This window comes from Corallococcus sp. CA049B (genome assembly GCF_003611685.1).
Taxonomy (GTDB): domain Bacteria; phylum Myxococcota; class Myxococcia; order Myxococcales; family Myxococcaceae; genus Corallococcus; species Corallococcus coralloides.
Genome location: NZ_RAWC01000105.1, coordinates 1 through 15251, shown reverse-complemented (window position 1 = coordinate 15251; position 15251 = coordinate 1). Strand labels below are relative to the sequence as shown.

The window sequence follows — 15251 nt, the reverse complement described above, 5'->3', positions numbered from 1 at the left end:
CGCCGTCTTGCGTCCTGCACTCCCCAGACGCGAGACACAAGACGTGCGGCGTCCGCCGCGTCCGGCACCCTGCACGCCCCTTGAAGGAGGCGGTGCGGTGACCTCACAGAAACAGCCGGACGCGGTACGCGTGGATGAGCAGAGCAAGGACCAGCAGCTCGCGCGGGACCGTTCGGAGCCCACGGGCAACTTCCTCACCACGGACCAGGGCATCCGCGTCGAGCACACCGACGATTCGCTCAGGATTGGCGCCCGCGGGCCCACGCTCCTGGAGGACTTCCACCTCCGCGAGAAGCTCACCCGCTTCGACCATGAGCGCATCCCGGAGCGCGTCGTCCACGCGCGCGGCGCGGGCGCCCACGGCTACTTCCAGGTGTACGAATCGCAGGCGAAGTACACCAAGGCGAAGTTCCTCCAGGACCCGTCCAAGAAGACGCCCGTCTTCGTGCGCTTCTCCACCGTCGCGGGCTCGCGCGGCTCCGCGGACACCGTGCGCGACGTGCGCGGCTTCGCGGTGAAGTTCTACACGGAGGAGGGCAACTGGGACCTGGTGGGCAACAACATCCCCGTCTTCTTCATCCAGGACGGCATCAAGTTCCCGGACATCATCCACGCCGCCAAGCCGGGGCCCCACCACGAGATTCCCCAGGCGCAGACGGCGCATGACTCCTTCTGGGACTTCGTGTCGCTCGTCCCGGAAACCATGCACATGGTCATGTGGACCATGTCCGACCGCGCCATCCCGCGCAGCTTCCGGATGATGCAGGGCTTCGGCGTCCACACCTTCCGCTTCGTGGACGAGAAGAACACCGCACGCTTCGTGAAGTTCCACTGGAAGCCGCTCCTGGGCACGCACTCGCTCGTCTGGGATGAAGCGCAGAAGCTGGCCGGCAAGGACCCGGACTTCCACCGCCGCGACCTCTACGAAGCCATCGAGCAGGGCGACTTCCCCGAGTACGAGCTGGGCGTTCAAATCCTGGAGGAGAAGGACGCGCAGGCCCTGGGCGTGGACCTGCTGGACGCGACCAAGCTCATCCCGGAGGAGCTTGTCCCGGTGCAGCCGGTGGGCAAGCTCACGCTCAACCGCAACCCGACCAACTTCTTCGCGGAGACGGAGCAGGTCGCCTTCTGCGTGTCCAACATCGTGCCGGGCATCGACTTCACGGATGATCCGCTGATGCAGGCGCGGCTCTTCTCGTACCTGGACACGCAGCTGACGCGCCTGGGCGGGCCGAACTTCGCGGAGATCCCCATCAACCGCCCGGTGGCGCCGGTGCACAACCACCAGCAGGACGGCTTCGGCCGGCACACGAGCAACGTGGGCCGCGCCAACTACTTCCCCAACTCGCTGGGCGGCGGCTGCCCGTTCCTCGCCTCCCAGCAGCAGGGCGGCTACGTGCACCACCCGGAGCAGGTGAGCGGGAAGAAGGTGCGCGAGCGCTCCGCCTCCTTCAACGACCACTACAGCCAGGCGGCCCTCTTCTTCCGCAGCCTGTCCGAACCGGAGCAGCAGCACCTCATCGACGCGTGCCGCTTCGAGCTGGGCAAGGTGGAGACGAAGGCCATCCAGGAGCGCGTGCTGGAGCACTTCGCGAAGATCGACGCCCTGCTGGTGTCGGCCGTGGCGGAAGGGCTGGGCCTGCCCGCGCCCAAGGCCACGCCCGTCACGCCCAAGGGCCCTCCCGCGTCCAAGGCCCTGAGCATGGAGGCCATGAAGCTGGCCATGCCGCCGTCCATCAAGACGCGCAAGATTGGCGTGCTCGTCGCGGACGGCGTGGACGCGGACGAGCTGATGGCCCTGCGCAAGGAGCTGGAGGCGGGAGGCGCGCAGCTGAAGGTCATCGCCAAGCGCCTGGGCACGGTGAAGGCCTCCAACGGCAAGGACGTGCCGGTGGACAAGAGCGCCATGACCACGGCCTCCGTGGAGTACGACGGCGTCTTCATCCCCGGCGGCGCCGCGAGCGTGGCCACGCTGAAGAAGGACGGAGAGTCGCGCCACTTCGTCCAGGAGGCCTACCTGCACTGCAAGACGGTGGGCGCGTCCAAGGACGCGGAGGACATGCTCAAGGCCTGTGAAATCGACCCGGCCTCGCCCGGCATCGTCGCGGGCTCCAAGGCCGGCGCCGGCGCGGCGCTGGCCACCGCGTTCGCCAAGGCGCTCGCGAAGCACCGGCACTGGGACCGCAAGGACAACGACCGCGTCCCGGCCTGAGGCCCCACTCGGAGAGAAACGTCACCGCGTCCGCTGTGACGCGGTGGCGCGCCGCCACCCGGGAGGACAGCCCTCGCGCAGCACCCGCGCCGCCGCGAGGGCACAGGCGTAGCTGCTCGTGATGGGGCGCTCGCTCCAGGCGCCGTCCACATACAGCCGCGCCGTGGCCGCGTCCTCGACGTGGTCCACGATGTCCCCCTTCCTCAGCGCGTGGGCCATGGCCGCGTCCGCCACCGTCACCACCGACGGCAGCCCGGAAGGCAGGCCCGATACGGGGCCCGCGGCGCAGAGCACCAGGCTGCCCTGCGCCACCGCCCGGTCCAGCAGCGCGGTGAGGGGCGCCTCGAAGGCGCGGCCCACGGTGCCCAGGCTCAGGTTGATGAGGTCCGGCCGCACGTCCTGCGTCAGCCACTCCAGCGCTTCCAGCAGGCACAGCGAATCGCCGCGCATCCGGCCGTCCAGCACGCGCGCGACGTACCATTCGACATCGGCAGCGGGACGGCCCTGCTCCAGCAGGATGCTCAGCACCGCCGTGCCGTGGCCGTGCGAGTCCTCCAGGTCCTCCAACACGGAGTCGCCGCCGCGCCAGGCCGCCAGCTCCTCACGCGAGTGGACGCGGGACTCCAGGCGCCGCGCCTCCCGGTCCACCGTGAAGCTCGCGGCCCCGGCGAGCGACAGCCCCGCCCCACGAAGGAAGCCCACCGACACACCGCTGTCCACGATGGCGACCTTCACGGGAGCAGGACCCTGGAACATCGCCTAGCAGGAGCCGGACGAGTCCTCACCCACCGGCATCTTGAGCTGCGTGGGGTAGTAGGTGCCCACCCACTGGGTGCCGTTCCAGGTCCACTGGTAGCCGTTCATGTACGACGTGGCGCAGGCGTACCCGATGAGGTCCTCGGACCCGCTCACGTCCTCCAGCAGCTTCGACACGTCCTTGCTCGTGAATTTCAAGGGAGCACTCCCGGCATTGGATTGGGGGAAAAGCGGGCAGAAGCCTAGGGGGCCAGGGAGCGGGTCGCAATGAGGTGGGGCGTCCCGCCGAGGGCGACGCGGCGACGGACCCGCGAGGAGGTCAGGGTCTGCCCGGCCGCCTGAGCGCTACTTGCACGTCTTGGCGGGCATCGCGTTGATCCAATCCGCGATGAGCTGAGAGCCCTCCGCGTGGTGAATCGTCCGGCCGATCTGCGGCATCATCTTGCCGGACTCCTCCGTGTGCAGCCGGTACCAGAGGATGGACTCGTCGTGCTTGCCGGGGACGATGTCGAACTCGCCGCCCACGCCCGCGCCCGCGGAGCCCGGGCGCTTGCACTCGCCCAGGCTGAACAGGCTGGTGTTGTCGAAGTTGAGGAACAGCTGGCTGGTGATGCCCGCCGTGCCCTTCGGGTTGTGGCAATGCGCGCAGTTGATGTCCAGGTACGTGCGCGCCCGCGTGTCCAGGTTCGCCGCCTGCGGGTCGAACGCGTCCGGCGCCTTCGGCAGCTCCGCCTGGGCGGGCAGCCCGTCCAGCTTGCCCAGCGACGCCAGGTACTCCAGCTGGTCGCGCTCCACGCCGCCGTAGGTGTTCGTGCGGTGCAGGTAGCGCGCCTTCACGCCAATGGGGTGCATCACCTGCGTCCCCTGCGCGTCCACCAGGTGGTGGCACTGCTGGCACTGGTTCTTGGAGGGCACCGCGTACCGGAACGACCGGGACTCCCCCTCCGAGTCGAGGAACGTCACGTCGCGCACACGGCCGCCGGTGGCCAGCGTGGCCTCCGTCTGCTCCGTGTTCCAGACGTACGGCCACGCCTCCCAACCGGAGGGCTGGTGCACCAGGACGCGCGTCTCGATGAGCCGCACGTCCTGGTCCGGACTCCGCATGTCCGCCGGGAAGGCGAACGTCTTCGTGATGAGCGTCCCCACCGGCAGGTCCAGCGCGTCCACGGGTGCGTAGTGCGCCGTCTTGCCGGGGGGGATGTAGAGGGTGCGTGACTTGACCGCGTAGTCGGAGAACAGCGGCGTGGACAGCGTGTAGGGCACGTTGCCCTCCACCGGGATGAGCCCCCCGTCCGCCGGGCTTCCGGTGAACAGCCCGAAGCCCGACAGCGCGTTGGGGATGGCCAGAGGAGCCCCCGCGTCCGGAACGCCCGCATCCAGCGTTCCGGCATCCAGGCCCGCGTCCGGCTCACCCGCGTCCGGAACCCCCGCGTCCTCCGTTCCGGCATCCGGCACGGAGGTCCCCGAGTCGGGTGTGGGCCCGGGGCCTTCCGGGTCGGAGGAACCGCAGGCCGCCAGCGACAGCGCCAGCAGCACCACGGAGAGACGGGGGCTCACGAACGACGTCCACATGGGTGTCACGCTCCCTGACCGCGGTTACTGGATGTTGTCGCCAATCGTCAGCGCGGGGCTGAAGCCCGAGCAGGCGAACTCCGCCTTGTTGGCCGGGTAGTGCCGCGTGAGGGCCCACCCGCCCGCGAAGTTGCCCGTGGCCGCGGCCTGACCCGCCGCCACCAGGTCCAGGTCCGCGATGGCGTTGACGGTGCCCGAGGGCAGCGTGTTGTCGGCGAAGCAGATGTTGATGGGGTTCAGCTCCGTGCGGGCATGGCCGTAGGGGTCCACGCCGTCCCACACCAGGTGCTCCACGCCCTTCGCGCCTTGCGTCTCACCGTAGGTGTAGAGCGCCGCCAGCGCCGCGCCCAGGGGCCGCAGCTGCGGGCTCAGGTTGCCGTTGTCCACGTTGTCGCCGCTGCCTCCCTGGAAGGTGTTGCCGTGGATGTAGATGTCCGCGCTCGCGAAGTTGAAGCCGCCCGCCTCCCACAGCTTGTCGTTGGGCTCGATGGTGAGGCCGCTCAGCACCGCCACGTCCACCGTGTTGTTGTTGCCCCAGACGTTGCCCGTCAGCTCCACGCGGCGCGACGCCAGCATGAACGTGCCCGTGCCCGCCGGCACCTGCGACACCGTGCTGCTGCTGTTCGCGACGGACGCGAAGTTGTTCCGGTTGTTGCCGGTGATGGTGTTGTTCTTCACCCGGATGTCCGTCCCCATGATGGGGTTGCCCGGCAGGTCGAACACCACCAGGCCCGTGGTGTTGTCCTGGGCCGTGTTGCCCAGCACGTAGGCGTACTTCGTGTTCTCAATCTCGATGCCCGCCACGTTCTGCTTCGCCACGCTGTTGCGCACGACGGCGTACTCCGTCTGGCCCACGTAGATGCCCGCGTCCGCGGCGTTGTACGCCTCGCAGTCCTCGATGACGACGTACTTGGACTTCACCGGGTACAGGCCGTACTTGCCGTTGCTCTCCTTGTCAGCCTCCGCCCACTCCGTGCGCACGCGGCGCATCACCACGTCGGTGGAGGACTCCACGCGGATGGCGTCCTTCTTCGCGTTCCACACCGCCAGGTCGCTCACCGTGAAGCGGTCACCCACCACGTCCAGGCCGTTGGAGTTCGCCGCCGCGTTGGTGAACACCAGCACGGTGCTGCTCGCCCCGCCCGTGCCTTCACCCTTGGTTCCCTTGCCCGCGCCCGCCAGCGTGATGCCCTTCTGGCGGATGGTGATGGCGTTATCGAAGGTGTACGTGCCCGCCGCCAGCTGGATGGTGGTGCACTCGGCCATGGTGTTCACCTGGTCCTGGAGCTCCTCCTCCTGGCCGGGCGCGAAGCTCAGCGTCGCCTGGGCCTTGCCCTCGCAGGAGAAGCTCCCCACGGCGCCGCCGTCCCAGGGGATGCCCGTGTCCACGCTGCCCGCATCCGTGTCCGTGCCCGCGTCCGTCTTCGTACCCGCGTCCACTTTCACGCCCGAGTCCGGCGTGTTGTCCTCGTCCTCCGGGCAGCCGGTCAGCGAGAGGGCCCCCACCAGGGCCAGAACGGTCGCGCGCGAAGCGCGGGTCCACTGCAAACGGGGCATGTCGTTCCTCCGCGAAGCCGCTCCGCATGGGCCACGGGGAAGCGCCCGCGGCCCGCGAAGCAGCGGGAAGGCGGCATGCTCGGAGCAAAGACACACTGACGACAAGCACAAGTTTCACGTTTGTGTTTTGACGCAGCGCCCCTTTAGTCCCGCTCAAAAAAGCACGCGCACGCGGTAAGCCTATCGTTCGCAATGTGTCCGAAAGGCGAATGACGCACGGTCCCATGACAGGCGCCCGGACAGGCCCGTGGGCGGGAGTACCGCGCTCCCCTCAGCCCACCCGGGCGGTCATCTTGAGGAGGAGGTCGCGGCGCGGTTCCCCTCTCCCGCGACGGAAAGAACGAGGACGCCCATGCGCACCGGCCCCCTGGTGACCCTGGTGGTGGCGCTCGCGTCAGGTCCGGCCATGACGGTCCTGGCGCAGCAGGACGAAGCGGTGACCGCCCCGGAAGGCAATGACTCGCAGAGCCTGGATGACCGGCAATCACTGACAAGCGAGTCCGGCGCCGACACGTTCTGGGACAATTACTATTATCAGCCGCCCGCCGGGGCGTACCAGCTCCAGCAGCCCCTCGCCGGCTCGTATCAGCTCGAACAGCCGATGGCCGGCGCGTATCAGCTCGAGCAGCCGCTCATCGGCAGCTACCAGCTCCAGCAACCGCTCATCGGCAGCTACCAACTCCAGCAGCCGCTCATCGGCAGCTATCAGCTCCAGCAGCCGCTGAATGGGACGTACCAGCTCCAGCAGCCGCTCATGGGGACGCAGCAGCAGCCGCTGCGCCGCCGTTGAACGCGTTGGCTACCGCCGGGCGTTGAAGGTGTCGCACGCCTCCAGCGTCCCCTGCTCCAGGCCGCGCTTGAACCAGGTCATGCGCTGCGCGGCGGAGCCATGGGTGAAGGACTCGGGGGCGACATGGCCCCGGGCGCGCTTCTGGAGGGTGTCGTCGCCCACGGCGCTGGCGGCGCCCAGGCCCTCCTCCACGTCCCCCTGCTCCAGGATGTTGCGCTCCTTCTGCGCGTGGTGGGCCCAGATGCCGGCGAAGCAGTCCGCCTGGAGCTCCGTCAGCACGGAGAGCTGGTTGGCCTGCTCCTCGCTCACGCGGTTGCGCAGGGACTGCACCTTGCGGGAGACGCCCAGCAGGTTCTGCACGTGGTGCCCCACCTCATGCGCGATGACGTACGCGCGGCCGAAGTCACCCGGCGCGCCGAAGCGGCTCTCCAGCTCGTCGAAGAAGCCCAGGTCCAGGTACACCTTCTGGTCGCCCGGACAATAGAAGGGCCCCACCGCGCTCTCCTGCATGCCGCACGCGGACTGCACCGCGTCCGAGAAGAGCACCATGTGCGGCTGCACGTAGCGCACGCCCTGGGGCTCCAGCAGGCCGGGCCAGGTGTCCTCGGTGTCCGCGAGCACGACGGAGGCGAAGTCCTTCAGCTCCTCCTGCCGCGGATCCACGTTCCCGGAGCCGCCCGTGCCCGGCTGCGAATAGGGAGAGGTGCGCGTGCCGATCTGCACGTCGGACGGGTCGCCGCCCAGCAGCATCACCAGCAGGGCCACCACCAGTGACGCGGCGCCACCGCCCACCGCGAGCGGGCGTCCGAAGCCTCCCCCCCGCCGGTCCTCGATGTTCGAGCTGCGCCGTCCGCCTTCCCACCTCATCCCGTGCCCCCTGTGTCGCGAAGACGCTCCGAGGACCAAGGTAGGCAGCGGGCCCTCCGTCAGCGACGGTGCGGCCCCAGGGCCGCCGGATGTCAGGAGGTCCGCGGGGCAGGCGGGCAGGCGGGCCTTCGCCGCGCCTACTTGTTGGGGGAGAAGCCCACCGCGCCGGAGGCCACGCGCGCGGCCGTGCCCAGGCGCTCCAGCAGCGCGGGACCGAAGTACTGGCGCCGGGACTCGCCCTGCCCCTCGCGCACCCGCTCCGGCGTGTCCAGGTAGCCCACGTAGCCGTTGGCGAGCCCCAGCACGTGCGTGGCCCCGGTGAGGTCCGCCAGCGCCCGGCCCGCGCCCACGGTGGGCTCACCCGGAATGGACAAGAGCTCCAGGGGCCCCAGCGCCAGCGCGTCCACCTCCGCCTCGCGCGGTGACGAACCGCACAGGAAGTTGTCCCCCGCCGCGCGGGTGAAGGCGGGCACCAGCCGCGACGCGTCCGGCCGGGGCAGCGCCGTCTGGACGCGCGCGAACGCCAGCCGCACCGGCGCCTCCACGGACGCCGGGGCCGCCCCGTCCGCCAGCGCCGACAGCTTGCGCGCGAAGCCCAGGGCGCGCTCGGGGCCCTGCCCTTCGTTGAAGGACACGGTCGCGTTGCCCTCGCTGCCCTGCACGAACAGCGTGACGCCACCGCCCGCCTCCTCGCGCAGCGCGCTCAGCCGGCCCGGGAAGTCCGGATCCAACAGCCCCCGCTGCCGGGGAATGAGCGTGGCGTGGCCGGCGAACACCAGCACCTCCGCCACGGGCCCCTCCGCTCCGCGCAACACCGCCCGCGTGAGCTGGCCGTCCGGGGCATCCCCACCGGAGCGGGAATGGACGAGCCCCGCGTCCGCCGCGCCGCCCACCTCCAGGGTCACGTCCTTCATGGAGGCCGCGGCCTTCTCCAGCGCCTCGCTCGCGCCCTCCACCGCCGCGTTCACGGACGCCGCCCGGTAGCGCCCCGTGCCGGAGAGCTGGGCCGCCCACCGCGCGTCGTAGCCTCCAAACGAGGAGTGCGTGTGCGTGGCCACCACCAGCACCTCCTTCACCCCGGCCTTCGCGGCGCGCTCGCGCACCTTGGCCGTGATCTCCGGCGTCACCAGGAGCAGCTCCAGCGACACCACGCCCACGCGCGCGCCACCGGCCTCCAGCACCAGGGCCCTCGCATGGAGGGGGAGCTCGGCCTGGCTCGCCTCCGGGCGGGGTGGGACGTAGCCCGCCACCACCACCGGATAGGGCGGGGAGAGGGCCACCTTCGCCGCGCCCGCGCGCAGGGGGCCTTCGCCACGCACCTGTGACAGCACCTCGGGCGTGCGCTCCTCCCACCTCCCGCACCAGTTCCAGGAGGCAAGCGCGTAGGCGGCCCCGGCCGTTAGCAAGGCGAAGGGCAGCAAGGGGCGGAGGAAGGAGCGCCGGGAAGAGGACATGCCGGGGGCAGCGTAACCCCTCGGCGCTTCCAGGCGGCTCCTACCTTTCGGGCAACGGCACCTTGCCTGGCCTACAAGGGCCGACGTCGGCTGATGGTGGAATACCCACCTTCAAGGCGTGCGTTCCTGTTCCGCTTCGCGGTCGAAAGGGGTAAGGCAGCGCGCCATGTGCGGCATCTTCGGAATCGTGGGTCACGGAGAGGCGTCCAACCTGACGTACCTGGGGTTGCACGCCCTGCAGCACCGCGGACAGGAGTCCGCCGGCATCGTCGCGTCCGACGGGGACACCCTGCGCGCGCACCGGCAGATGGGCCTGGTCGCCGACATCTTCACCGCGCCGGTGATTGAAGGGCTCCCCGGCAAGGCGGCCATCGGCCACGTGCGCTACAGCACGGCGGGCGGCAGCGGCATCAAGAACGCCCAGCCGCTGTTCGTGAACTACGCGGGCGGCCAGTTCTCCATCGCGCACAACGGCAACCTCGTGAACGCGGTGGAGCTCAAGGCGGAGCTGGAGGCGGAAGGCGCGCTGTTCCAGTCGGACGCGGACACGGAGGTGGTGATGCACCTCCTCGCCCGCTCCAAGCAGCCCACCTTCGAGGCGCGCCTCGTGGAGGCGCTGCGCCGGGTGGAGGGCGCGTACAGCATCCTGCTCCTCACCGAGGACAAGCTCATCGCGGTGCGCGACCCCAACGGCTTCCGGCCGCTGGTGCTGGGCAAGATGAAGGAAGGCGCGTACGTGCTCGCCAGCGAGACGACGGCGTTGGATCTCATCGAAGCGGAGATCGTCCGCGAGCTGGAGCCCGGCGAGCTGGTCGTCATCGAGAACGGCGTGCTGCGCACCAGCATGCCCTTCAAGCCCGCTGCGCGGCTGGGCCGCTGCATCTTCGAGCACGTCTACTTCGCCAAGCCGGACTCGGTGCTCTTCGGCAGCAGCGTGTACGAGGTGCGCAAGCGCCTGGGCATGCAGCTGGCGCGCGAGCAGCCCGCGGAGGCCGACCTGGTCATCGCGGTGCCGGACTCCGGCGTGCCCGCGGCCATCGGCTTCTCGCAGGCGAGCGGCATCCCCTACGACGTGGGCCTCATCCGCAGCCACTACGTGGGCCGCACCTTCATCGAGCCGCAGCAGTCCATCCGCCACTTCGGCGTGAAGCTGAAGCTGTCCGCCGTGCGCCAGGTGCTCAAGGGCAAGCGCGTGGTGGTGGTGGACGACTCCATCGTGCGCGGCACCACCAGCCGCAAGATCGTGAAGATGCTCAAGGCCGCGGGCGCCGTGGAGGTGCACCTGCGCATCTCGTCGCCGCCCACGCAGTGGCCCTGCTACTACGGCATCGACACGCCCAGCCGCACGGAGCTCATCGCGGCCAGCCACACCACGGAGGAGATCGCGAAGTACGTGACGGCCGACTCCCTGGGCTACCTGTCGCTGGAGGGCCTGGGCACCGCGGTGGACGACCCGAAGCGGAGCACCTACTGCACCGCGTGCTTCTCCGGGCAGTACCTCACCGACAAGCTGTCCCAGAGCGCGGGTGCCACCAAGCTCAGCGCCTGAGAGGCCGGCCGCGCCTTCGGGCCGGCCCGGGCTCGCCCAGGCGGAGCGGCAGTTCGTCCGCTCCGTCGTCGCGGGCCTGGTGTTGTTGGGCGCGGTCGCCGTCGCGGGGCCGCTGCTCTCCTACCGCAGTGACGTCGCCGGAGCCCGTGCGGAGTTCCAGTCCCGCATGACGCGCGAGGCCCGCGTCTACGCGGAGGCGCTGGGCCTGCACCTGAAGCTGCTCCAGACGGAGCTGTTGCGCGTGTCCGAAGGCGTGGGCCCGGACGTGAAGCGCGAGCTGCCCACCGAGGACCTCCAGGACCTCACCACGCCCCGCGCGGGCCTCTTCCACGCGGGCGTGATGGTGCTGGACGCGCAGGGCAAGCTGCGCTGGAGCGACCCGCCCATCGACGAGGCGCAGGCCCGGGGCGGCTTCGCCACGCGTCCCTGGTTCCAGCAGGTGCTCGCGCGCCAGACGTCCGTGGTGGACGCCATCGCGCCGGGCGCGTCCCTCTTCGTCGTCGCGGTCCCGGTGGTCCGCGAGGGCCAGACCACGGCGGTGCTCGCGGGCCTGCTGGACACGGGGACGGCGCTGCCGGGCGGACGGCCCCTGAGCGACGACCTGGAGCTGCTCGTCCTCAACGCCTCCGGAGACCTCTTCCTGCCGAGCGCTCCGCCTTCGTGGGCCAACGTGTCGCGAGCGTCCGGGGAGCTGCGCGACTTCATCCGCGAGGGCGTCCGGCCCCCGTCGCTGGACGCGATGCCGGAGACCTTCCTCACCGCCACGCCCGTGCCCGGCACGGGGCTGCACCTGGTGCTCGCCGCGGATGAAACAGCGCTGCTGTCCGGGCTGCGCGACCGCTTCCTCGTGCAGCTGCTGGTGCTGGCGCTGCTCCAGGTGGGCACGCTGGTGCTCTTCACCGTCCACTGGCGCCGCGTCTACGGCCTGTTCCGCGAGGTCGAATCGCGCTCCGCCCGTCAGGAGAAGATGGCCGCGCTGGGCAGCGCCGCCAGCCTCATCGCGCACGAGGTGAAGAACTCCCTCAACGGCCTCAAGGCGGCCACCGGCCTCGTCTCTCCGGAGGGCGAGGGCGGGCTCGTGGTGCGCACGCTGCACGGGCAGATCGACCGGCTGGCCCACCTGGCCACGTCGCTGCTCAACTTCGGCAAGCCGCCCGTCGTGCGCCGCGTGGACGTGAACCTGTCGCAGCTGGTGCGTGACGTGGTGGAGGGCCTGCGCTCGCTGCCGGAGGCGGGCGAGGTGCGCGTGGACGTGGACGTGCCCCCGGACGCGGCGCCCCTGTCCTGCGACCCGCTGCTCCTCACCACCGCGCTGGACAACCTGGTGCGCAACGCGATGGAGGCCACGGTGGCGGCCAAGGACCTGGGCAAGGTGACCGAGCCCCTGGTGCGCGTGCGAGCCCGCCTGGACGCGGACGCCGCGGTGGTGACGGTGGAGGACAACGGGGGCGGGCCGCCGCTGGACGTGGAGGGACACCTCTTCGAGCCCTTCCACACCTCCAAGCCCAAGGGCATCGGCCTGGGGCTGGCCATGACGCGCCAGGCGCTGGAACATCAGGGCGGACAGCTCACCTTCGAGCGCCTCCCCGACGGCAGCCGCTTCCTCCTCCTCCTTCCCCGAGCGCCCCGGCCATGAGCCTCCCCGTCCTCCTGGTGGATGACGACCGCGCCTTCTCCACCGTCGCGGCGGTGGCGCTGCAACGCGAGGGCTTCAGCCTCACGGTGGCGCACTCGCTGCACGAAGCCCGCGCGTCGCTGGCGAAGGCCACGCCCGTGCTGTTGGTGCTGGACCGCCGCCTGCCGGACGGAGACGGGCTCGCGTTCCTGCCCGAGCTGAAGGCGCACGCGCCCGGCGTGGCGGTGGTGATGGTGACAGCGCACGGGGACATCGCCAGCGCGGTGGACGCGGTGCGAGCGGGCGCGGCGGACTACCTGGCCAAGCCCGTGGAGCTGGCGGACCTGGTGCTGCGCGCGCGCCGGGCCGTGGACGCGAGCCGCTTGAGGGACCGCCTGGAGACGGCGGAGGCGGAGCTGTCCGGCCGCCGCCGTCTGGTGCCCCCCACGTCCGCCGCCATGCAGCGGGTGTTCGCGATGCTGGAGCGCATCGCCGCGTCGCCGCGAAGCCCGGTGCTGCTGCTGGGCGAGACGGGCGTGGGCAAGGAGCAGCTCGCCCGGCACCTGCACGCGCTCGCGTCGAAGGACGGCGGCGCGCCCTTCGTGCACATCAACTGCGCGGCGCTGCCCGAGCAGACGGTGGAGAGCGAGCTCTTCGGCCACGAGAAGGGCGCCTTCACGGATGCGCGCACCGCGAGGCGCGGGCTGGTGGAGGTGGCCCACGGCGGCGTGCTCTTCCTGGATGAAGTGGGCGAGCTGCCGCTCCCGCTCCAGGCGAAGCTGCTGACGTTCCTGGATTCGGGGCGCTTCCGCCGGCTGGGCGGCACCACGGAGCAGACGAGCACCGCGCGCATCGTGGCCGCCACCAACCGGGACCTGCCGAAGCAGATGTCGGGCGGCAACTTCCGCGAGGACCTCTGGTTCCGCCTGGGCGTGTTCCGCATCGACATCCCCCCGCTGCGCAAGCGGCGCGAGGACATCCTCCCGCTGGCGGAAGGGATGCTCGCGGACCTGGGCCGCGAGCTGGGCCGGCGCGACGTCAGCCTGGGAGCGAAGGCCCGCGCGAGGCTTGGGGCCTATGCGTTCCCGGGCAACGTGCGCGAGCTGCGCAACATCCTGGAGCGGGCGCTGGTGCTGGAGCCCGGACCGGAGCTGGAGCTGGAGGTGCTTGGCGGCACGCCCTCCGTGAGCGGCGCGGTGAAGGTGGAGGCGCCGGGCACCGTACCGCCGGGGGCCTTCAGCGTGACGGAGCCCGTGCCCATGGAGGACCTGGAGCAGGCCTACGTGCGCTGGGTCCTGGAGCGGCTGGGCGGCCGGCGCATGGAGGCGGCGAAGGCGCTCGGGTTGTCCTATCCGACCTTCCTCAAGCGCCTGGGCGACACCTGAAGCGATTTGCAGTGCCCGCGATGAAAGGATTTTGAAGTCGCGGGCGATGAAAGGATTTTGAAGCCGCGCGGCGTCGCATCCGCGCGGATTTGCTGGGGCCAGGCCGGGCACACGGCTTGCGAAGGGGCTCCTCCGGATTCTCACCGGAGCCTGCCGCTTGCGCCGTTCCCTCCCCGCACTCATCGCCCTGGGCACCCTGGTCGGCCTCACCGCCGGTGCCGAGCAGCACCCCACCTCCCCCGCCACGCTGCTGCTCTCCACCCTGCCGGACGACGACGGTCTGGCGGAGCTGCTCTGGGAGCACTCCGCGGACTTCGCGGATGACCGCGCCCGCCTCGCGGCGTCGCGAGCGGATCACCAGCGCACGCACCTGCTGCCCAACCCGGAGCTGGACGTGTCGATGAACACCATCCCCATCGGCGCCACGAACCCGCCGGGCCTGCGCCGCCTGGACGACGTGCCCAACTACGTCGTGGGCGTGTCGGAGCTGGTGGAGCTGGGCAAGCGGGGCCCGCGTCAGGACGCGGCGAAGGCGGCGCTGTCCGCCACCACGCTGGACGTGCACGCCGCGCTGAGGGCCCGCACGTACGACGTGCTGGAGCGGGCGGCGGAGGTGGCTGCCACGGAGGTGCGCATCGCGGAGCTGACGAGGCTCACCGACGACGCGCTGAAGCTCACGGACCTGCAACGCGCCAGGCAGCAGCACGGCGACGCCGCGGGCCTGGACGTGGACCGCTCCACGCTGGAGGCGCAGTCGCTGGAGACGTCGCTGGGAGAGGAGCGCGTGAGGCTCACGGACGCGCTGCTCGCCTGCGCGCGGCTCGCGGGCATCCCGTGTGAGCCGTTCGGAAGCCACGAGCGGGCGATGTCCTTCCTCCAGACGAGGCTCGCCCGTGCGCCCGCCCCCGCCGCCATCGAGTCCCGGCCGGACCTGCGGGCCCTGAGCGCGCAGGAGGACTCCGCGCGGTCCTCGCTGACTTTGGCGCAGCGCCGCTGGATTCCGGATCCGACGGTGCGAGCTGGCTACACGCGAGACCAGTTCATGATCTCCGGCAACCAGAAGAACTCCCTCTTCGTGGGCCTGTCGATTCCGCTCCCCCTCTTCGACCACGGTCAGGCGGACGCGCACGCCGCCAGCGCGAGCGTCCAGTCCGCGAAGGCCGCGCGGGAGCTGCTCACGGCCCAGGCCTCACGCGAAACGGACACGCTGAACCAACAGCTGCGCTCCGTGCAGGAGCGCCGGCAGAAGCTCCACACCCAGACGCTGCCGCTGGCCGAAGGCGTGGTGCAGCGCCTGGACGCGGCGGTGAAGGCCGGAGGCGCGGCGTTGCAGGACCTGCTCCTCGCGCGCCGGACCTACGGAGAGCTGGTGCTGCACGCGGCCGACCTGGATCAGACCGCCTACCGCCTCACCATCGCCATCGCCCGGGCCAGCGCCGCCGGTCCCCGTGCACCGGACACGCTGCTCACCCCCCGCTCCTGATCTCCCCCACC

General features: G+C 70.9%; 12 protein-coding genes. 6 read left to right on the top strand and 6 right to left on the bottom strand.

The features are described from left to right. Positions 1-97: 97 nt before the first annotated feature. Entirely contained in the window at positions 98-2212 is a 2115-nt protein-coding gene (locus D7W82_RS22375) for a catalase (RefSeq protein ID WP_120620288.1), read from the top strand. A gap of 21 nt (positions 2213-2233) precedes the next feature. Here D7W82_RS22375 and D7W82_RS22370 read toward each other — a convergent pair whose 3' ends face one another. The 4 genes from D7W82_RS22370 to D7W82_RS22355 form a co-directional block, all read right to left on the bottom strand. Beyond that, positions 2234-2947 (bottom strand): S8/S53 family peptidase, encoded by a 714-nt coding sequence (locus tag D7W82_RS22370; RefSeq protein ID WP_120620298.1) that lies wholly within the window; start codon positions 2945-2947, stop codon positions 2234-2236. A gap of 24 nt (positions 2948-2971) precedes the next feature. Next, complete coding sequence (locus D7W82_RS22365; protein WP_120620287.1) at positions 2972-3166, bottom strand: hypothetical protein; 195 nt, start codon at positions 3164-3166, stop codon at positions 2972-2974. Positions 3167-3313: 147 nt separating this feature from the next. Continuing rightward, the gene (locus D7W82_RS22360; RefSeq protein WP_233587871.1) at positions 3314-4525 is read right to left on the bottom strand and encodes an SO2930 family diheme c-type cytochrome; all 1212 of its coding nucleotides are present in this window, start codon (positions 4523-4525) and stop codon (positions 3314-3316) included. A 39-nt stretch (positions 4526-4564) separates the two neighbouring features. Continuing rightward, the gene (locus D7W82_RS22355) at positions 4565-6097 is read right to left on the bottom strand and encodes a parallel beta-helix domain-containing protein (RefSeq protein WP_120620285.1); all 1533 of its coding nucleotides are present in this window, start codon (positions 6095-6097) and stop codon (positions 4565-4567) included. A 352-nt stretch (positions 6098-6449) separates the two neighbouring features. Here D7W82_RS22355 and D7W82_RS22350 point away from each other — a divergent pair, with 352 nt between their 5' ends. Next, positions 6450-6887: a hypothetical protein gene (locus D7W82_RS22350; protein ID WP_120620284.1), complete on the top strand. Its 438-nt coding sequence runs from the start codon at positions 6450-6452 to the stop codon at positions 6885-6887. A gap of 9 nt (positions 6888-6896) precedes the next feature. On the opposite strand, the gene D7W82_RS22345 is transcribed toward D7W82_RS22350, so the two are convergent. Then, entirely contained in the window at positions 6897-7754 is an 858-nt protein-coding gene (locus D7W82_RS22345; protein WP_120620283.1) for a neutral zinc metallopeptidase, read from the bottom strand. Between the two features lie 137 nt (positions 7755-7891). Continuing rightward, positions 7892-9208: a neutral/alkaline non-lysosomal ceramidase N-terminal domain-containing protein gene (locus D7W82_RS22340; protein WP_120620282.1), complete on the bottom strand. Its 1317-nt coding sequence runs from the start codon at positions 9206-9208 to the stop codon at positions 7892-7894. A 166-nt stretch (positions 9209-9374) separates the two neighbouring features. Between D7W82_RS22340 and purF the strand changes: the two genes are divergently transcribed. The 4 genes from purF (at position 9375) to D7W82_RS22320 (ending at position 15240) form a co-directional block, all read left to right on the top strand. Beyond that, positions 9375-10757: an amidophosphoribosyltransferase gene (gene purF / locus D7W82_RS22335; RefSeq protein ID WP_216618590.1), complete on the top strand. Its 1383-nt coding sequence runs from the start codon at positions 9375-9377 to the stop codon at positions 10755-10757. Next, positions 10735-12393, top strand: a complete 1659-nt coding sequence (locus tag D7W82_RS22330; protein ID WP_120620280.1) for a sensor histidine kinase — start codon at positions 10735-10737, stop codon at positions 12391-12393. The genes purF and D7W82_RS22330 overlap by 23 nt, the downstream gene beginning before the upstream one ends. Further along, positions 12390-13757 (top strand): sigma-54 dependent transcriptional regulator, encoded by a 1368-nt coding sequence (locus D7W82_RS22325; RefSeq protein WP_120620279.1) that lies wholly within the window; start codon positions 12390-12392, stop codon positions 13755-13757. The genes D7W82_RS22330 and D7W82_RS22325 overlap by 4 nt, the downstream gene beginning before the upstream one ends. 157 nt (positions 13758-13914) lie before the next feature. Beyond that, on the top strand, positions 13915-15240 hold the full coding sequence (locus D7W82_RS22320; protein WP_120620278.1) for a TolC family protein: 1326 nt from the start codon (positions 13915-13917) through the stop codon (positions 15238-15240). Positions 15241-15251 lie beyond the last annotated feature (11 nt).